This is a genomic window from Paenibacillus cucumis (ex Kampfer et al. 2016) (assembly GCF_019748695.1).
Classification (GTDB): Bacteria; Bacillota; Bacilli; order Paenibacillales; family Paenibacillaceae; genus Paenibacillus; species Paenibacillus polysaccharolyticus.
Genome location: NZ_JACLIC010000005.1, coordinates 68,507 through 88,636, shown reverse-complemented (window position 1 = coordinate 88,636; position 20,130 = coordinate 68,507). Strand labels below are relative to the sequence as shown.

Below are 20,130 nucleotides of genomic sequence, written 5' to 3'. Positions count from 1 at the left end.
GGAAAAGAAATATGACCCGTCGAGACAAGCCAACACTCCTTGACAAAAAAATCGATTTTGTTACAATGTTCACAATATCTTCACAAGTGTAAAAAATTTCTTTTTCATGTTCATGTGTAAGAGGTGTAATATAAGGGTATAGAGTTCGATTTCGGCCTGCTTGTCGTTTTGTGCGTCAACATGTGTTGTGCGCAACAGACCCAACATACCATGCATGCGAGAGAGTGGTCTTTCTGGATGCTCTTATCCTAATGTGTGAAATTTGGTACATTTAGTGTATTGATGTATTTGTGGTTCGGCTCAGCTTGACAGGCATCATGAAAGTCGCGGACTTCTATCCCAAAGTAAAGGAGGACTTTCTCTTATGTCACAATCGCCTACTCAACAAGAGGTGCCAGTAACAGAAGGCGCAGAGCGCCAGTCCCTGGACGTACTGGATCAACTGATGAAGCCCGAGGTACAGGAGTCTTTAACTGTATTGGTGGAGAACCTGCCTAAATTGGCTGAAATGGTTACTGCAATGACGAAAGCTTACGACTTCGCACAAGGTATCGCTACAGACAAAGTTCTGATCAGCGACACAATGAGTGCAATGGGTGAGTTCGCTAAACCTGTTGTAGACAAAGCTAAAGGTGTAGCTTCTGCTGCCATCGAGGCAAATGACCGTGCACAAACCGAACAATCTTCGGTTGGCCTGTTCGCTATGCTTAAAATGCTTAAAGATCCAAACGTACAACAATCGCTTCGTTTTGCTCAATCTTTCTTGAGCATCTTGAACGAGCGTCAACAAACGAAACGTTAAGACTTAGAAAGAACGGAGGATGGATATGTCGAAGCAAATTTTGATCTTGGGTGGAGGATACGGCGGTCTGTTGACTGCGCTGACTGCGCGTCAATACTTGACTCCGGAAGAAGCGACAATTACTGTCGTGAACCGTTACCCTACACACCAAATTATTACGGAACTGCACCGTCTTGCAGCAGGAAGCATTGCTGAGCAAGCTGTTGCTCTCCCGCTTGAAAAATTGCTGCGCGGTAAAGATGTGAACCTGAAAATCGATACGGTGGATACAATCAAGCCGGACGAGAAAAAAGTTCTCATGACTAGCGGCTCCACATACTCTTACGATGCACTCGTTGTTGCTCTGGGTAGTGAAACAGCTTACTTCGGAATTCCGGGACTGCAGGAATACAGCTTCACGCTGAAATCTGTTAGTGATGCAAACCGTATTCGTGCGCATGTTGAAGCACGTCTGGATGCATACAAGCAATCCGGCAACAAAGCAGACGCTACATTTGTTATCGGTGGTGGCGGCTTGACAGGTATCGAGCTTGTCGGCGAATTCGTTGATCTTCTTCCAGGTGTATGTAAAGAAAAAGGTATCGATTTCAACGATATCTCCCTCTACACGGTTGAAGCAGGTCCTTCCATCCTGGCAGGTTTCCCGCCAGAGCTGGTTGATCGTGCAAAATCCAGTCTCGAAAAACGCGGCGTAAACTTCATTGTTGGCGTAGCGATTACAGAGATGAAAGAAAACGAAGTTATGCTGAAAGACGGCAGCTCCATCCCTACGAACACACTGGTATGGACAGGTGGCGTACAAGGTAATGCCGTTGTTGCCAACAGTGGAATCGAAGTGGATCGCGGCCGTGCAAAAGTAACGGAAGTTCTGCAATCCACATCTCACAAAGATGTGTTTGTTGCTGGTGACAGCGCAGTAGTCTTCCCTAGTGAAGGCGCTCGCCCTTACCCTCCAACGGCACAACTGGCTTGGCAAATGGGTGAAACCATTGGTCACAACCTGGGCGTAATGTTCAAAGGTGGCGCAATGGAATCCTTCTCGCCAATCTTCTCCGGTACGCTGGGAAGTCTGGGTCGTAAAGACGCTGTCGGCATGATCGGTGGCAACCAGACTCGTCTGAAAGGTCTGCCTGCAACTATGATGAAAGAAGCAAGTAACATCCGTTACCTGTCCCACATCCATGGCTTGTTCGCACTGGCTTATTAATCTATAACACCAACGTTAAAGGGCGCCCATTGGGCGTCCTTTTTTTGTTATGCTTTTCTGGACTTGAACTTGCTTGATATGATCTGAGAAGTAAGAGGAGCGATGCTTCATGCAGATGGTAAGCGAAGCGCGGAGATGCTCACAGGTATGAACACAAGGCTTTATACAGATATTAAACGGAACGTTAGAAACCGATAGGAGCGAAGAAAGGCAATAGTGAAAGAGAGGCAGGGTCTCCTTTATCATGAGCAGGACAATACGTGCGCGTTCCAAAGAATTCTGTTGGTATACCGTATTGTGATATATCAAGGAGCCAAGCGTGTAGCGTTGAGCGACTCAGCTAGCGCTTAAAAGCAGCTGCTTTCGTTTAAAAGATAAGGTAAGGCTTTTACATTAAAAGTCTATAAGATAAACAAAAATATAGCAGACAGGTAGCAATGATATCGCTCTTTTGCGCAACCTGAGAGGAGAATGAACAATGAACGTACTGGTGATTGGAGCAAATGGACAGATTGGTAAACACCTGGTGGAACAGCTGGCACAGGAAGGCAAACATCAGGTTACGGCCTTGATTCGCAAGCCGGAGCAGGCAGACGCACTGAAGGAACTTGGAGCACAGGTTGTCATGGGTGATCTGGAGGGTACCGTGGATGAGATTGCTGAAGCGATGAAAGATCAGAATGCCATCGTGTTTACAGCTGGTTCAGGCGGCTCAACGGGTCCGGACAAAACATTGTTAATCGACCTGGACGGTGCAGTGAAAACGATGGAGGCCGCAGAGAAACAGGGCATTTCCAGATATATTCTGGTCAGTGCCTATGGTGCCGATCAGCGGAGTAAATGGCCGGAAGAGATCAAACCCTATTATGTAGCGAAGCATTTTGCGGATCGTGCACTGTTCGCCAGTGATCTGAACTATACCATTATTCGTCCCGGAGGTCTGAAAAATGAACCGGGAACCGGCAGAGTGGCCGTGGGTACTGACCTGAAACCGGGTAGCATTGCTCGTGAAGATGTGGCACGTGTAATTGCAGCCTCCTTGCAGGAAGAGAAGACGTATCGGATGGCCTTTGATCTGATAGCTGGAGATCATGCTGTATCGGACGCTTTAGGCAAATTGTAAACAGATGTTGTAAACTAGCGGGAGAATGAGGTGAGGGGGAATCAGCATGAATGAAGCTGTGCTGGTCATTGAAGATGAGCCCAAAATTGCACGACTGCTCGAACTGGAATTGCAGTACGAGGGGTATCAGGTCACGAAGGCAGGAAGTGGGACGGAAGGGCTGGAAAAGTACAGTGAAGGACAATGGGATCTGATTCTATTGGACATCATGCTGCCAGGCCTAAGTGGTATTGAGGTTTTGCGGCGGATTCGAGCGAGAGATACAGCTATCCCAATTCTTATGCTGACAGCGAAAGATTCAGTGGAGGATAAAGTGTCCGGTCTGGATCTTGGTGCCAACGACTATATCACGAAGCCTTTTCAGATTGAAGAGTTGCTGGCCCGAATTCGTGCAGCGCTACGACTTGCTGCAGTTTCTACTGCCAGAACATTGAAGTATACCCCAGGGCAGGAAACGGTGCATGAGTCAGTAGGTCAGCAACAGGAAACAGACACAGCGTGGTTAACTGCAGCTGATTTAAAACTGCATGAAGGGACGCGTGAGGTTTTTCGAGATGGACAAGCCATAGAGCTTACCCCTCGTGAGTTTGATCTACTGGTGTATTTGCTACGCAACCAGCGTCAGGTGCTCAGTCGGGATCAGATCGTACAATCCGTGTGGGGATACGATTATTATGGCGATACCAATGTGGTGGACGTGTATATCCGTTATGTGCGCAAGAAGGTGGATAACGGATTCACGCCACCTCTAATACATACCGTAAGGGGCGTAGGATACGTCCTGAAGGAGCAAACATGAGCCTGCGCAGTAAAATCTACGGCTACTCGTCGGTTCTATTTGCCGTGCTGTTAATTGCAGTGAATCTGTCTGTCTACCTTGTATTTGAGCGAGTATCCATTAATAATGAGATTCGCCGAGTCGAAGCAGAAGCCGAATCGATCGTCGCAGGAGTACGTCAGTCCGCTGGCTCGATCCCGCCAGACGATCTTCTTCGGGCTTATGCACCCGTGAACGGCATGCTACGCATTGTACATGAAGACGGCAGCAGTTCACCAGTAACCACAACGGGAGCATCCGAACAACTCAGCAAGTTATCTTACCAGTATGAGAATGAGAAAAAGGCAGAGTATACCCAGGTGGATCAGGTCGGATATGTGTGGGTATCCATGCCATTAATCTGGCCGGACGGCGAAGTGGTAAATCTGCAGGTAACTCAGAGTGTAGCTGAAACAGAGAGTGGACTTGCTACCCTGCGTACAGTACTAGTCATCGTAACTATTGTTGCCCTGATTCCTGCCGTGATCTCCAGCCGAATTTTGGCGAATCGCATGACAAGACCGATCCAGCAAATGACTCGTACAATGAGTGATATTCAAGCGAGTGGGCAGTTCAAGCGACTTCCGCTGGAGGCAAAATCAAAGGACGAACTGAACACGATGGGACAGACGTTTAATCGCATGATGGACCTGCTGGAATCAAACTTTGAACGGCAGGAACGTTTTGTCTCGGATGCATCACATGAGCTAAAAACACCGCTGACGATCATTGAGAGTTACGCCAGTCTGCTCCAGCGCCGGGGGAAGGAGCGGCCTGAAGTCTTTGATGAAGCTGTGGAAGCGATTCTGTCTGAATCGGTACGCATGCGTGAGTTGACCGAGCAGCTGTTGCTCTTGGCCAAGCAGCCGGAGCAATGGAATGTACAGCTGGAGCGTATAGATATTTCGAAGTTGGCTACGGAGTCTACGCGTGCATTCCGCGAAGCTTATCACCGAGAAGTGCGGTATGACGCTTCAGGCTCAATCTGGGCGATCAGCGATGAGAGCAAGCTGAAGCAGCTACTGTTTATTTTGCTGGATAATGCCCGGAAATATAGTGAAGATGCCATCGAAGTCAAACTGGATAGCCAGGGAGAACAGTGCCGGATACGGATTGTGGATACAGGTATAGGTATGCGGCAGGAGGATCTGGAGAAAGTGTTTGACCGTTTCTACCAGGTTGATGTCTCTAGAACTAGAAGCGGAAGTGCCAGCGGGTCTGGTCTCGGACTGTCGCTTGCCAAGGAGTTGGCAGGCGCTGTCGGAGCACAGATTGAGCTAACGAGTACCGAAGGTGTTGGCACGGAGGCATGTATTATTTTACCACGATCCAAATCGGACAGCCGAGGCAACTCACTCTCATGAAATTCTCATTCTTCTCTTCTATACTGATGACATACAAGGCTAGTTATAACGTTTCAACGAGAATACTCAGATCAGTTGTGGAAGAATGTGAGGGGGAAGTGCGTATGACAGAACAGGAACAGAGGCCTGAAATGAAACGAAGTGATAACAAACATGAGCTTAGGCATGGAGATATAAATACCAAAAGAAGTCATACTGGTAAAGGGCCACGAAAGTTACTGTGGTTGGGGACCGGAACATTGGTTGTCGTACTTGTTGTAGCTCTGGTGTGGTGGAAACCGTGGGAACCTGCTCGAGAGCAGTTATCTGCTGATGCAGTCGCGCAATCTGTGCTGGATCAATATCCAGGGGAGATCATTCATTCTACCCTGAAGGACGGTACGTATTTGATGCAGCTTCGTTCGGAGACCGGTTTATACGATGTGCAGGTCGATGCAGTAACGGCGGCTGTTCAATCCATCAAACGTCTGGAGTCGAGTCCACAGGCTGAAGAGAAGACGCTGTGGAGCCGTGAGCAGATGAAGTCGGAGTTGCTGAAAAAAAGAGCAGGGGAGCAACTTATATCGCTGGAACTGGTTGAACAGAAAGGCAGTCCTGTGTACACCGCAGTGGTAAAAGCCAAGGATAACAGCCGCCAAGAACTGACGCTTGATCCATATACGGGCGAGATTATTTCCTCCAAAGCGATCAAGTCACCTCCACCATCGGCAACGGGAGGGACGGATAAAGAGCCACAGTTTCTAAGTGAGAAGCAGGCGGAGCAGAAGGCACTTGCGAGAGTTCCTGGCGAAGTGGATGATGTGGAGCTACGTGGTACGAACAGTGGCAATCCGTATTACCTGGTTGAGATCGACCTGGAAGACGGCCGGGAGGCGACTGTACAGGTGAATGCGATCTCGGGTGCCATACGTTCGGTAACCTGGGATAAGGACGATGATTAAGAGTTGTTTCTATTATGTTATTTTCTGAAAAGGGGTAAGAATACTCTCCTCATTTTCTCATCAAATTCTAATCTTTCTCTCTCTAATCTCTCATTCGTCCAGGTTATTCTAAATATGTAGACGAGAACGAGAACAACAACGAGGAGATGAATGATGATGATGAACAAACATAAACTTTGGATTGGCAGCTTGTCCGCAGCGGTGCTGCTTGGTGGATCGGCTGTTGCAGCTAGCGGTAATATGAACGGGCAACCGGCGCCACAAATACAATCTGAAACTACACAATCCGCACCAGCCTCAGTGACACAATCCACGAGTGCGAACCAGAACAACACAGGTAAACTGCTGACTGTATCCCAAGCTAAATCCATAGCACTGAAAGCAGTGGAAGGTAAAGTGGATGATGTGGATCTGGAGCGTAGAAACGGTCAAACGTTCTATGAAGTCGAGATCGACCGAAAAGGTAAACCGGATGTGACTGTTAGGCTCGACGCCTATACAGGTAAGGTTTTGGCCGTTGTTAATGATGATGACTACGATGACGATGATGATTATCGGGATAATGGAACAGGTAACTCTTCGAGTGCATCTGCCTCCAATCAGGTTAAATTGACGGTTGCACAAGCTTCCAACATTGCACTGAAACAAGTGACTGGTGGAAAAGTAACCAAGGTTGAACTGGACCGTGATAATGGTCGTTATGTCTATGAGATTGAGCTGAGAACCGCTCAAGGTGAGGCAGACGTTGATATTGATGCGAACACAGGTAAGGTGTTGTCGTTTGATCAGGATTTTGATGACGAGGATTAATTGATAAATTGCAGCGAAGTATGGAATGGATGGAATTGATTTTCGACTCTGATCACTGTTTGCGGTATATACAGCTTAGACCGATCGTATCAGCAGAAAGACGCTTCGAATGAAGCGTCTTTTTTGTCGTACTATATAGAGTTCATAGATCCCCTAATCCAAACTGTGGTAAACTAGTAGAATTGTAGAAAAAGTATAGACGAGGAGCTGGATAACGAAGTGGCTGGTGAACAAATGAGATCGGAAACGACTAGAGAACAAGTACTGTCAATTGAAGGCTTACGTATGCGGTATAACGGGCGTTATGTATTAAACGGCATCGATCTGGAAGTGAATCGTGGGGAGATGATCGGATACATCGGGCCCAATGGAGCTGGCAAGAGTACAACGGTCAAAATTTTGCTTGGATTAGTGGAAGGTTATGTGGGAAACGTTCGTATTTTTGGACAGGATATCGCTGGCGGCGATGTGGAATATAAGCGTAGAATCGGGTATGTGCCGGAAGTGGCAGAACTGTATGAACAGTTAACTCCGGCCGAGTATTTAACGTTTACGGGAGAGTTATATGGCTTGTCTTATGAAGATGCAGATTATAAAGCAAAGCTGCTGATGGATTGTTTTGGACTGGAAAAATCATATCATTCCCGCATTGCCTCTTTCTCCAAAGGGATGCGTCAGAAAGTGCTGTTAATCTCGGCTCTGCTACATGATCCTGATCTGCTGTTTCTGGATGAACCGCTGAGCGGGCTGGACGCCAACAGTGTAATGGTGGTGAAAGAGATTTTGTCACAGCTGTCCGCAAAAGGTACAACGATCTTCTATTCGTCACACATTATGGATGTGGTGGAGAAGATCAGTAGCCGGATTGTATTGATAGCCGAGGGCCGTGTCGTGGCAGATGGCACGTTCAAGCAACTCCAGCAACAATCGATGGAAGGGTCACTGGAGGAAGTGTTTAATCAATTGACAGGCTTTAATGAACATAAGGCGATCGCTGAGCGCTTTGTGTCGATTGTGCAGGAGGTGAACTAATATGGCGAAACCCTCTGATTTTCGTACGCTCCAAGTTCTGGATCGTTTTCGGCCAATCATTACCAAGACGGGTGCTGATTATGATGTGCTACGCCTTATTTTACGGGTGAAGTTCCAGATGGATCAGCGCAGAGTGCCTACGATTATGGCTGGAAGGTCAAAGAGCAAGGAGAACAAAGAAGGTAACCAGTATGTTCGCTCTCTCTGGCTGTATGCCTTGATGGGAGCAATCATGGTTCCCTTTGTCGTCTGGGATACAGGACAATTCATGCTTCAGATGGGCATTCTGTTTGGCGTGCTGATGTTTATGATTATGACGTCGATGATTTCGGATTTTTCATCCGTGCTTCTCGACATCCGTGATAGAAATATTATTTTGACCAAACCCGTTAATGCGCGAACGGTGGGTATGGCGAGAGCCATTCATGCCGGAGTCTATCTGGTGCTGCTGACAGGTTCAGTGACGGCTGCGCCGCTGATCGCCGGGCTTGTTACGCACGGGATTGGTTTCTTTCTACTCTTTCTGTTACAGATTATTCTGATCAGCATCCTGATTCTGGTGAGCACATCTCTCATCTATCTGTTCATGATGAGGTTTCTGGATGGGGAGAAGCTGAAAGACATGATTAATATGGTGCAGATTTTGCTTTCCGTGGGGATTGCGATTGGATATCAGTTTGTCATTCGTTCCTTCGATATTATTGATTTTAAAGTAGCTTTTACGCCGGAATGGTGGCAACTGCTGTTACCTCCGCTATGGTATGCTGCTGCATACGATTGGTTATTCGCAGGAAATGGCGGGGGGTGGATCTATACGTTAACAGCGCTGGCTGTTGTTGTTCCGGTGATATGCCTGATCGTATATGTGAAGCTTATGCCATCCTTCGAGCTGTATTTAGAAAAAATGGCTCATTCCGGCCAGACATCGAGTCGCCGCCGGGGAAAGTGGGATCGTATGGTTGCCAAGCTGTTCAGTCGCTCTACCGAAGAACAAGCCTGCTTTCGTCTGTCGGCCAGCATGATGCGCGATGAACGGGAGTTCAAGTTGAAAGTTTACCCATCTTTAGGTTTATCGTTAGTTATGCCTTATATTTTCTGGTATACAGCTTTACAATCATCGACCTGGGCAGAATTCAGGCAAAGTTCCTTTGTGTACACCTTGTATATTATGCTGATCCTGTTGGTAACGGTAGTCATTATGCTACGGTATTCGGGTCAGTACAAGGCATCCTGGATCTTTCGCGCCGCGCCGATGTCTGATGAAAATATATTATATCGAGGCGCCCTGAAGGCATTTCTAAGCAACATATTTATACCGGTATTTCTGTTGAATGCGGCCATGTTCACATGGACATTTGGACTTCGGATTTTGCCGGACATTGCGATTATTCTGCTCACAGCTACAGCGCTGATCCCGGTATCCGGCAAGTTTATGCTGCAAAAGCCACCGTTCTCCCAATCGTTCAGTGTGGCACAGCAAAGTGACGGCTGGTATATTTTCGCTGCTTTGCCTGTGTTCGCTTTACTGTGGGGTGCTCATGTCTTTTTCCGTTCTTTCTCCGGAGGTGTCTGGATGTACGGTGTGATCTTGATTGTGGCGAATGTGTTGTTGTGGACGCTGCTGTATCGTGTGAAGAAACCAGCGGTCAAGTCGGCTGTGGTCATTTAAGCTGAAGTCTATCGAGGTATCTTTTCAGAGTTGTTAGCCTGATTGAACTGGTCGCTGGCTTAAGCCGTGTAATTTTAAGAAGTGGGTCTAAGCATGATTGATGGAAGTGAGTATTTATTTTCGCCCCGTGAGCGGCTTGCAACTACCTTAAAATGAAATAAATGAAGGAAATGAAGTAAGTATGCAAACAAAGTAATTGAACTGAATGAAGAAATGAAGCGAACAAAGGAAACAAAGTGAATAAAGAAAACGGAGTAAAAAGCGTAAAAGAAGTAGGTGAACCGAGTGAAACGGGTACAGTAAGTAACCCAATACACAGTAAATCGGATAAGTAAATCATACAATTAGGCCAATGTGCAGTGGTGACTCAAACAAGCAACCTGACGAGTAGTAGAGGGGATAAGTAACTCAAACAAATAATCCTAGGTGCAGTAGATGGATAAGTAACTCAACAAGTAACTCTAGGTGCGGTAGAGTAAAAAGTGTGTTGTGATTCTAACGATCTCAGATGAGCTTATTTGGGTGAAAAGTGGCCCTCATGAATTCTAATGATCACCAGGAAGCTTATTTCTGCAAAAGAGGGTGTTTTAGGCCGAAAGTGAGCTGACTTTTGCAAAATAGCGTGTCTGGTGATCGTTAGCCTGGTACAGCATGCAAAATGGGCCAAATAACGTCTCCTGTGATCGTTAGTGTGTGGTGACAACAGTGGTGCAGAAGTTAGTGTAAATGCAGATACAGATACAGATGCAAGTGCAGGTGTAGATGTAAGTGAAAGTGTAAGCAGGTGGGGAACTGTTTAGAATAAAGAGCTCTGCGAGGCTACGAATAAAAATGCTTAAACAGTACTTTCCTCATACATGAAAGACAGAGATATTGAAGTGTGACTTAATAGGCCTAGTCGTTCTGGCCTGATTCGAGAATGGCCTCGGCCAGACGATCGGCTGCATCTGCTGTGGAGATTACAGATCGCGCAGCCTCGGCGAATACCTTGCTGAGCGTGCCTGCTATCCCCGCCACTTTCTGGCGGATCAGGTCAGGCCCAGCTCCCTGCAGTTCGCAGGCGGTGCTGATAATGCCGCCTGCGCTCAGCACGTAGTCAGGCGCGTACAGAATGCCGCGCGCCTGCATGCGGCCAGCAACCAGCTGTCGTTCACTCAGCTGGTTGTTGGCCGCCCCGGCGACAATGGAGCAGCGAAGCTCCTCCACGGTCGCCGGGGTGATCACGCCCCCTAGGGCACAGGGGGCGAACACCTTGCAGTCAGCGGCGTGAATACGGGCCGGATCGGCCGAAATGGCGCCGCTGAACTGCACAAGGGCACGTTGTACCCGTTCCGGTACAACGTCTGCCACGATCAGCCGTGCCCCGGCTGCATGCAGGTAACGGCACAGGGCATACCCGACCTTGCCCAGTCCCTGGACGGCAACGGGAATGCCCTGCAGATCGGCTACGCCCTGGTGGCGCAGAGAGGTTACAATGCCGATGTACACGCCGTAGGCGGTCATGTCGGCAGTGAAGTCATCCTGTGCACCAAGGGAACCCGTGGTATCCGTCACATATGCCGTCTCTACCCGGATCTGGTCCATGTCTGCAGCCGTTGTGCCCAGATCCAGACCTGTCACGAAGCGACCTTGTAATCGCTCCAGAAACCGCCCGAGAGCCCGAAACTGCGATGCGCGAATTTCTTTATTCTTCGCTGGATCTGCCAGACCTTCGCCAAACGTACCATCTACTGACGATTCTGCCTGCGTCCCGCTAAAAGAGCCATCTTTCGGTGTGTCCATCCACACTTTGTCTTGTGTTTGTGTTTCGTCTTTCGAATTCTCCGCTATGATTCCGTTGTTCGCTTTGCCCGCTTCGTCCATCCCTGAATTTTCCAGAATCTTGCCCAGCACATTATCTTTCGATGAGTTCTCTAGCCCTTTACCCAATGTGTCTCCCTTAATTGATTCGATCAGCGTCCCACCAAGCATATCGCTTATATTCGAGTCTATCAGCAAGCTATCGAAAATATCGCTCTGCAATGAGTCCACCACGCCCCCACCGACCCGTTCCCCTGTCGTCATCTGCTCCGAAGCACCGGTCACATCCCAGACAACAGCCTTACCTCCGCCATAGGGCAAACCTGCCATGGCATTTTTGTAGGTCATGCCCTTGGCTAGCTTTATCGCATCCCGAATTGCTTCTTCTTTGGATGTATAGGCCCAGTAGCGGCATCCACCCAGAGCTGGACCAAGAGTTGTGTTATGAATGGCAATGATTGCTTGAAGTCCGCTGGAGGAATCGTGGCAAAAAACAAGCTTTTCCATACCTTCCTGCTCCATTTCCCGCCATATTTCCATGGAACACTCCTCCTTTGAAGTTCATTCGTCCCGTACTCACCAAAGGCAACGGATTTCCTTATAGAACCTGCATCCCGTCTGTATTTTGGCTCGAATATTTCTCTTGCTTGGCTCGAAAGATAAGGGATCACCCTAAATCCAGTGTGATTTATACATCATATTCGCGCTACGGTTATTACGCCCCTGGGACTATCGCCGGGTTGAACATCGACACAAACGGTTTTATAATGGCAGTTCCGGGATCGTCAGACTGGACAGATGCCTGAAAATTTACATCAAACCGTTTAGGAAGAGGGCATAACGTCCAATGATGGAGATAGAGGAATATGATGGAATACATGAGCCTGGGTTGTTAAAAGCATCTCCAATAAGGTGGAAATGTTCGCCATGCAACACGTAACAAAGGCCCTGATTCATTGAAAAGGTCTAGGAAAGAGGGATCGTCATTGCTTAAAATTTTGTTATTTATCTTTTTGATTCAGATTGTATATGTATCGGCCTACACCCTTCGCATGATCTTAACGCTCAAAGGACAGAAATACATCGCTGCCCTGATCAGTATGGGTGAGATTGTAATCTATGTACTGGGCTTGAATCTGGTACTTAGCTATTTGACCCAGCCGTCTGCGCTGATTGTATACGCAGTGGGATACGGGCTTGGAGTACTGCTCGGAGCATGGATTGAGGAAAAAATTGCGCTTGGTTACGTTACCGTGAAAGTGATCTGCAACCAGATGGACGGAGGGCTTGCAAATGCTTTGCGCGATAAAGGGTATGGTGTAACCTCATGGGTTGGTAGCGGACGAGACGGAGATCGGCTGGTTATGGAAATTTTGGCGAAACGCAAAAACCAGAAACTGCTCTACCAGACCATTCTGGCTCTCGATCCCAAAGCTTTTGTCATCACTGTGGAGCCCAAACAGTTCCATGGCGGTTTCTGGACACGTTCCATCAAAAAGTAAAATCGGGCAGGTCTGCACTAGATGCGGTCCTGCCTTTTTTATTTCATTTATCTGCACACGTGTTATTCTCTTCACGGATTTCCCATTCCTACATCAAACCCCGTTATACAAGTTAACTTGATACGATGCCAGGTTGTTTCGGGTACCATTTGCCTCCTGTCGGCCGTTCTCAAAGGGATGTGAAATCAGGATTATTGTTGTAATCGCTTCCAACATTTACATTGTGAATATGTCACTTGCGACATGACATGCCGCAGAGAGACAGGTAGGACAACTCATCATTCATCATCATACTATCGGGAGGAATCAATTCGATGAAAAAAACAGTACGAAGTTTATGTAGCACGGCTCTGGCCCTTACGCTAGGGTTCACCTTATTATCCGGACCTGCGAGTGTGCAGGCAGCGGGCAACGCGGATTACAATCTGACCGGTTTCTCCCAAGGGAACACAGGCGGCGGAATCATCAGTGAGTCGAGCACGTCTACGTATAAAAAAGTGTATAATGCCACCGACCTGGCGCTGGCTCTGAAAAAGAACTCCGGTGTCAAAGTCGTTGAAATTATGAACGACCTCGATCTAGGATGGAATGAGATTCCTAGCGCGTCTCAGACGTCCCCCTTTGCCAAGCATAACGATGCACTGACACATCCGGTATTGAAGCAGACGGGAGTCAGCAAAATTACGGTGGACGGCTTCAACGGCCTCACCATTTTCTCTGCCAATGGGTCCAAAATCAAACATGCCGCTATTACCGTCAAACGAAGCTCCAACGTCATCATCCGCAACCTGGAGTTCGATGAGCTGTGGGAATGGGATGAATCGACCAAAGGGGATTACGACAAAAACGATTGGGATTACATTACTCTGGAGGACAGTAGCGGTGTGTGGATCGATCACTGCACGTTTAACAAAGCCTATGACGGACTCGTCGATTCGAAAAAAGGAACCAGCGGTGTAACCATCTCCTGGTCCACCTTCAAAGGGGATGACGGCAGCGCGAACAGCTGGGTTTCCCGTCAGATTAACGAATTGGAAGCCAATAAATCTTCCTACCCAATGTATAACCATCTGCGTAGCAGTGCGGTCGGTTTAAGCAAAGAAGATATCATCGCTATCGCTGGGCCGCAGAAAAAAGGGCATCTCGTCGGTGCAACCAGTCTAGAGTCGGCTAACGCTAACCTGTCGATTACTCTGCATCATAACCTATATAAAGACATTCAGGATCGCATGCCTCGTCTGCGTGGCGGTAATGCCCACGCCTATAACATCATCATGGATGCTTCAGATGCCCGTTCAGCTCAAGCGCGCATTACTAACGCTATGGCCACAGCCATTGCATCTAAAGGCTACAAATTCGGTATTACCAGCAATGGGGCTATCTCCACCGAAAGCGGCGCAGTGTTAGTTGAAAAATCAGTAATCAAGGATGTGCAGTATCCTGTACGCAACAATCAGACAGACCCGACCAACGCCACATACACCGGAAAAATCAGTGTGCTCGATACGATTTACTCTCTGGATGGAAGTTCCTTCCGTGGTAATAGTGACACAGCAGGTAGTCCACTTGCACCTGTTCCGGCTGTCATCAAACCGTTCTCGTGGAATGGTTTTGGTTCCCTTCCATACAGCTACCAGACAGATGATCCATCTACACTGAATGCACGTCTCACCGCTTCCAACGGTGCAGGAGCAGGAAAGTTAACTTGGTCTAAAGACAACTGGCTGAAGACAAGCTACTGAGTGAAGTGCTCCGTACAATCTAACGATTAAAAATAAGTAAAAAAAACAAGCGCCCCTGCAGTTGTTGCGGGGTCGCTTGTTTTTAATGTTACTTGTCCATGTTACTTGCCTCAGCTCCAAATGCCTTCAATTTACTGTTCATGGCTTAAAGACTTTATGTTCAGTGGTCTCCTGCTTCATTATTAATGTGTCGTTGTTGTCACTTGAGGCTGAGTCTCTGGTGCAACACTTACTGATTCACGATAGATGATATTGCCCTTTACATGGACGCGACCGAAGCTACGGTTTGGGTTGTCGATCTTTTTGAGCATGGATTGAACAGCCGTCCGTGCCATCTGTTCGATATCTACTTCAACTGTGGTGAGTTTAGGTTCAGACAGCATGGCGTAGATATCATTGTCGAACCCAACGACAGAGCATTGGGCCGGCACTTGAATACCCAGCGAAGTCAGCTTCTGCACGAGCAGATGAGCAACCTGATCACAGTTGCAGACAAATGCGGTGGGAAGCTGTTCTGGTAGATCGATCTCGATAAACGTACCTCGTTCATCCCGATCATTAAGCACCAAATCCGGATTCATGGGCATCCGGTGCTCAAGCAAAGATTTGTAATAACCAAGAAAACGATCCTGAATGCTGCTTGTCGAATACAGATTACCTACATAAGCAATACTGCGGTGTCCCTGCTGGATCAGATAGTTTGTCATTTCATACGCGGCATAGAAGTTGTCCGTCACAACAGAATCGATATCGGAATGTTCATCGTAGAAATCGAGGAACATCTTAGGTACGTCCATCGACTGCACCAATTCAATATACTCCTTGCTGACCTGACCCAGCACAATGAAGCCGTCAACCTTGCTGTCACTGTACAGTTTGGGCAGGGATAGCTCCTCTTCATCCTCACTGTTCAAAATATGAAGAATACCGTAATATCCCTGTTCCTCCAGATGTTTGGTAATGCGTTGGAACACGCGTACATAGAACGATTGCGTAGGACCGGTAAACCGCTCCGGGATAATTACACCAACATTATGAGTTAAGCCTTCCTTCATTGAACGGGCTGTGGCGTTATACCGATAACCCATCTGGACGGCAAGTTGTTTAATCTTTTCCTTTAATTCGCCACTGACGCCTTCTTTGTCATTCAACGCTTTCGAGACGGTCACACTGCTGACCCCGAGCCTGTCGGCGATATCCCGCATGGTGATATTGTTCTTCAGCTTTGGTCGCCTCCTTCAAGCCGGTTTAGGTACAATGTGCTGTCATTATGATGAGCGCGTTCTTCCAACATAACAACAATCCATATTAGTATACATCGTTACCAACCTGGAATAAAGCCATTCCGGGTCTCACATCACTATTTTTCGCAAGTCCCGGAAGGTTGGACAAGGTTGATTGAGCGATGTTAGTTTCATTGATTTTGCAATAAACGTTCGTTCTGCTCAATCAGGTTTCCACGCTGGCTGGAACAGTCCAGGGAACGATAAGGGTCAGCAGGAGTATTAAACGTGTAATCCACCAGTTGATCCAGTGTTGTTGTAGCTACATGACAGCGTGTATCACTGGATGCATAGTAGATAAAGACTTCACCCTTTTCATTAACCACGGCACCGTTGCAAAAAATAACATTGGATACATCGCCTACGCGCTCGTCATCGTAAGGGGCAATGAAGTGCCCGCCCGGCTTGGCGATGATGCGTGCCGGATCATGCAGATCGGTGGCGAAGGTGTACAGTACGTACCTAAGACCTGCTGCGGTGTTCCGTACGCCGTGGGCAATATGAATCCAGCCACGGTCTGTTTTGATCGGGGCAGGGCCTTGGCCATTTTTTACCTCATACACCGTATGGTATTTCCGTTCATCTATAATGATCTCTTCGTGAATAACCGGATTCAGGATATCCTCGCACAGACCGAAGGCAATACCGCCACCGCTGCCTGTGGAGATAAATCCATCCTGCGGACGTGTGTAGAAAGCATATTTACCATCGACAAACTCGGGATGCAGCACCACATTCCGTTGCTGCGGGGAGTTCGTCGTAATATTCGGAAGGCGTTCCCAACGGGTCAGGTCACGTGTGCGAACCAGACCCGCCTGTGCAACAGCGCTGGAGGTGTCGAAGGCAGGCGCATCCGGGTCTTTGCGTTCCGAGCAATAGATGCCGTAGATCCAGCCGTCTTCATGCTGAACCAGACGCATGTCATATTGATTGGTTTCCGCTGCATCGATATCGTCCCAGACAAGCGGTTTGCGGGTGAAGCGGAATCCGTCTACGCCGTTGTCGCTCTCTGCAAGGGCAAAGATCGATTTCCGATCCAGTCCTTCCGTGCGTACGACCATAATGTATTTTCCGTTGTGATAGATTGCTCCCGGGTTGAGTGTTGCGTTAATGCCCAGACGCTCCATGAAATACGGATTCGTTGTTTCGTTTAGATCAAATCTCCAGTGCAGTGGCACATGATGGCGTGTAATGACCGGATACCGATAACGCTGGTAAACGCCATTGTAGAAGGAAGAATCCACCTCATTTTGACGTGACAAAAGCTGCTCCTGCTGTTCCAGTAACGATTTGTATTTTGGGTGTATCATGCTTATCCCATCCTCTCCATGAGTTCAATGCAAAATCGGCTGTTATGATACGGACATTTCCACGGGCCGGCCATTTCATGATGATCAGGTGTGCCATTTTCGTCCACAGCCCAGTACCACTCACCGCCTGGCCGGGAATCCACGATATGCGTTCGCGTATAATTCCACAACCGTTCGACCGTTTCCAGAAATTTAGAATCCCTAGTGCGCTGATAGGCGTTATAGAAACCAACCATCGCTTCCGCTTGCACCCACCAGATACGCGTGGTATCCACATGGTTGCCTTCCTGTTCATTCATAAGTGAACCATCCGCTTGTACGGCCGCGCTCAGGATGTTGTAGGCGATATCCGTGACCATGGCGGCATATTGCGGGTGATGTTCAAGTCCCAGTACCTTGAGAGCATCGTCAATCAGCCAGCTTGCTTCGATGTCATGTCCGAACGAGCGCAGATCAATGATGGATTCCCACTTTTTGTTGAAAAAAACCCCGAGGAACCTGGTGTTCTTGTCATATACCCGTTCATACAGAATTCCGAGCAGTCGCTCAAGGGATGCTTTTACTTGTGGGTCCGGCCACACCCTGTATAGGGTGGTATAGGCTTCCAGCACATGAATATGCGTATTCATCGTGTAATCCGCAATGACCCCGTTTTCACTCAGCATTTCATTGGGCTGTTCATTCCAGAAGCGATCAAACTGCTCTTTATAAGCAGGCGCTTCTGTGTTGAAGCCTTTGCTCTCTATCAGCGCAAAAAGCGTTTTCGCAAGTGTTAGTGCAGAAGCATCATCTGTTGCTCGGTAGTATTCGCTGAGCGCATATATGCCAAAGGACTGAGTATACACATGCTTGCTCGTATCCAGCGTTTCACCAGTGGCATCGACCATCCAGTACATCCCTCCGTGCTCTCTGTCTATCAGGTGTCCAGTGAGAAAACGATAGGCGTGTTCAGCGTGCTCCCGCCAGATATCCTCACCGGTTACCCGGTAGGCTGCGGAAAAAGACCAAAGCTGCCGTGCTGTAGCGATTCCGCCTTTGGGTGCCTGATGATTGATCTGCAGATCGTTGCCAACCCAGCCGTAGAATCCACCATGATCTTCATCTTTTAAGTTAGACCAGAACGGCATAATCTTCGTCTTCCAATGCTCCGCAATTTCTGTTTGAAGCTGATTCATCTTATGAGTCATCCAGAGCGCTCCTTCATCCGTGCAAAATCATGTTTAATTAAATTAAGTTATCGGTAACTTTATAAAATAATATTAGTTCTACGAAATTACCTTGTCAACGAATTGTATATTTTATTTTGCCGGTGAAGTAATAAATAATTGAATTGACAGGTAAGCGTTACCATAATAGAATCTAATTTGTAACCTTAACGATAACTTAATTAAGGAAGGGGTCGGAACAAATGAGGAAAAATAAAGGCTGGGTATTGCTGCTCACGATGCTACTTATCACTTCGCTGCTTGCAGCGTGTTCAACAGGAGGGGGTACGCAGGCAGGAGAAGAGATCAGCACAGATCCGGCAGATATCAAGGGCGAAATTACCGTGTTGACACAACGCACTGATATTGTTGATACCGTATTTAAGGACTATGCGGCCGAGTTCAACAAGGAGTATCCGGATGTGAAAGTGAATTTCCAGGCTTTGGCTGATTATGAAGGGCAAGTGAAAATTCGGATGAGCACCAAAGACTACGGCGACGTACTTATGATTCCGACAAGTGTTCCGATCGCCGATATCCCGGACTTTTTCGAGCCGCTTGGCACGTACGATGAGTTGAAAGACAAATACACCGCTATTGAAGAACGTATGGTGGATGGTAAGGTATACGGAATTCCAACCGTTATTACGTTCTCAGGTATCATTTATAACAAACAAGTCTTCAAAGACGCAGGCATCACCGAGCTTCCGAAGACACCGGAGCAATTCCAGGCAGCACTTCAGAAGGTAAAAGACAACACCAAGGCAATTCCGCTCTATACGAACTATGCATCCGGCTGGGCGCTTACCCAATGGGAGGCAGACCTGCCAACGGTTGCAGGAAGTGTAGACTATGTTAACGTGGATCAACCGAATACGGACGAGAACTTTGTGCCAGGGAAGCCGCACTACGAGCTGTACAAAGTACTCTATGATGCAGCCAAGAATGGCCTGATCGAGAAAGATCCGACAACAACAGACTGGGAAAGCTCCAAGGCAGATCTGGCCAATGGCAAAATTGCAACGATGGCTCTCGGATCATGGGCGATTACACAGATTCAAGGCATGACAGATAAACCAGAAAATATTGGTTTCTTACCCTTCCCGACTAATGCTAGCGATGTAATCGTACCGCTGTCCGCGGATTACAACATCGGCATGAATGTGAACAGCGAGAACAAACCTGCGGCAAAAGCATGGATCGACTGGTTTCTGGCAAAATCCAACTATGCGGTTGAGCAAGGTGGAGGCATGAGTGCGGACAAGAGTGCAGAGCTACCACCGATTCTGGATCAGTATAAAGATGTAAAATTCTCTACTTTAACTCCGGCTAAAGAGGGGCAAGAGGGATTGATGGACAAAATCGATAACGAAGGCGAGATTGGCCTCTGGCAGCCTGACTTCAAGAAACGAATTATTGAAGCAGCTATCGGTAACCGAAGCGAATCGTATGATGACATCATGAAAGACCTGAATGATAAATGGGTAAAAGCCCGCGCAGAGGTTACGAAATAATAGGAAAAA

The 20,130-nt window shown here is 47.8% G+C and carries 16 protein-coding genes and 1 pseudogene; 12 read left to right on the top strand and 5 right to left on the bottom strand.

Features of this window, described 5'->3' with window-relative positions; translation table 11 throughout:
* Positions 1-364: 364 nt before the first annotated feature.
* The 9 genes from H7T88_RS02645 to H7T88_RS02605 all read left to right on the top strand — a co-directional run bounded on the left by H7T88_RS02645 (position 365) and on the right by H7T88_RS02605 (position 9,765).
* Positions 365-802: a DUF1641 domain-containing protein gene (locus H7T88_RS02645; protein WP_090921558.1), complete on the top strand. Its 438-nt coding sequence runs from the start codon at positions 365-367 to the stop codon at positions 800-802.
* A 25-nt stretch (positions 803-827) separates the two neighbouring features.
* Positions 828-2,009: an NAD(P)/FAD-dependent oxidoreductase gene (locus H7T88_RS02640; protein ID WP_090921560.1), complete on the top strand. Its 1,182-nt coding sequence runs from the start codon at positions 828-830 to the stop codon at positions 2,007-2,009.
* A gap of 478 nt (positions 2,010-2,487) precedes the next feature.
* Positions 2,488-3,132 (top strand): SDR family oxidoreductase, encoded by a 645-nt coding sequence (locus tag H7T88_RS02635; protein ID WP_221786731.1) that lies wholly within the window; start codon positions 2,488-2,490, stop codon positions 3,130-3,132.
* 46 nt (positions 3,133-3,178) lie between these two features.
* Positions 3,179-3,931, top strand: coding sequence for a response regulator transcription factor (locus H7T88_RS02630; RefSeq protein ID WP_221786729.1), 753 nt, complete (start codon positions 3,179-3,181; stop codon positions 3,929-3,931).
* A complete protein-coding gene (locus H7T88_RS02625; RefSeq protein WP_221786727.1) occupies positions 3,928-5,313 on the top strand; it encodes a sensor histidine kinase in 1,386 nt (461 codons plus the stop codon). Before H7T88_RS02630 ends, H7T88_RS02625 begins: the two co-directional genes overlap by 4 nt.
* A 104-nt stretch (positions 5,314-5,417) precedes the next feature.
* The gene (locus tag H7T88_RS02620; protein WP_221786725.1) at positions 5,418-6,254 is read left to right on the top strand and encodes a PepSY domain-containing protein; all 837 of its coding nucleotides are present in this window, start codon (positions 5,418-5,420) and stop codon (positions 6,252-6,254) included.
* 156 nt (positions 6,255-6,410) lie between these two features.
* Complete coding sequence (locus H7T88_RS02615) at positions 6,411-7,064, top strand: PepSY domain-containing protein (RefSeq protein ID WP_221786723.1); 654 nt, start codon at positions 6,411-6,413, stop codon at positions 7,062-7,064.
* A gap of 234 nt (positions 7,065-7,298) precedes the next feature.
* Positions 7,299-8,096 (top strand): ABC transporter ATP-binding protein, encoded by a 798-nt coding sequence (locus H7T88_RS02610; protein WP_154890342.1) that lies wholly within the window; start codon positions 7,299-7,301, stop codon positions 8,094-8,096.
* A gap of 1 nt (position 8,097) precedes the next feature.
* Complete coding sequence (locus H7T88_RS02605) at positions 8,098-9,765, top strand: hypothetical protein (RefSeq protein ID WP_221786721.1); 1,668 nt, start codon at positions 8,098-8,100, stop codon at positions 9,763-9,765.
* Positions 9,766-10,659: 894 nt separating this feature from the next.
* On the opposite strand, the gene H7T88_RS29110 is transcribed toward H7T88_RS02605, so the two are convergent.
* Both H7T88_RS29110 and H7T88_RS28595 read right to left on the bottom strand, forming a co-directional pair.
* Positions 10,660-11,628, bottom strand: a complete 969-nt coding sequence (locus tag H7T88_RS29110; protein ID WP_337250457.1) for a Glu/Leu/Phe/Val dehydrogenase family protein — start codon at positions 11,626-11,628, stop codon at positions 10,660-10,662.
* A 228-nt stretch (positions 11,629-11,856) separates the two neighbouring features.
* Positions 11,857-12,105: pseudogene (locus H7T88_RS28595) on the bottom strand (Glu/Leu/Phe/Val dehydrogenase dimerization domain-containing protein); the annotation flags it as partial.
* Between the two features lie 446 nt (positions 12,106-12,551).
* Between H7T88_RS28595 and H7T88_RS02595 the strand changes: the two are divergent.
* Together H7T88_RS02595 and H7T88_RS02590 are read left to right on the top strand one after the other, a co-directional pair.
* Complete coding sequence (locus tag H7T88_RS02595) at positions 12,552-13,067, top strand: DUF2179 domain-containing protein (RefSeq protein WP_090921575.1); 516 nt, start codon at positions 12,552-12,554, stop codon at positions 13,065-13,067.
* Positions 13,068-13,381: 314 nt separating this feature from the next.
* Positions 13,382-14,809: a pectate lyase family protein gene (locus tag H7T88_RS02590; protein ID WP_221786717.1), complete on the top strand. Its 1,428-nt coding sequence runs from the start codon at positions 13,382-13,384 to the stop codon at positions 14,807-14,809.
* 182 nt (positions 14,810-14,991) lie between these two features.
* On the opposite strand, the gene H7T88_RS02585 is transcribed toward H7T88_RS02590, so the two are convergent.
* From H7T88_RS02585 to H7T88_RS02575, 3 genes are all read right to left on the bottom strand, one after another.
* The gene (locus H7T88_RS02585; RefSeq protein ID WP_221786715.1) at positions 14,992-16,014 is read right to left on the bottom strand and encodes a LacI family DNA-binding transcriptional regulator; all 1,023 of its coding nucleotides are present in this window, start codon (positions 16,012-16,014) and stop codon (positions 14,992-14,994) included.
* 209 nt (positions 16,015-16,223) lie between these two features.
* Entirely contained in the window at positions 16,224-17,402 is a 1,179-nt protein-coding gene (locus tag H7T88_RS02580) for a glycoside hydrolase family 130 protein (protein WP_221786713.1), read from the bottom strand.
* Positions 17,403-17,404: 2 nt separating this feature from the next.
* Positions 17,405-18,577, bottom strand: a complete 1,173-nt coding sequence (locus H7T88_RS02575) for an AGE family epimerase/isomerase (RefSeq protein ID WP_221786765.1) — start codon at positions 18,575-18,577, stop codon at positions 17,405-17,407.
* Between the two features lie 233 nt (positions 18,578-18,810).
* Between H7T88_RS02575 and H7T88_RS02570 the strand changes: the two genes are divergently transcribed.
* Positions 18,811-20,121, top strand: a complete 1,311-nt coding sequence (locus H7T88_RS02570) for an ABC transporter substrate-binding protein (RefSeq protein ID WP_221786711.1) — start codon at positions 18,811-18,813, stop codon at positions 20,119-20,121.
* Positions 20,122-20,130: the final 9 nt, after the last annotated feature.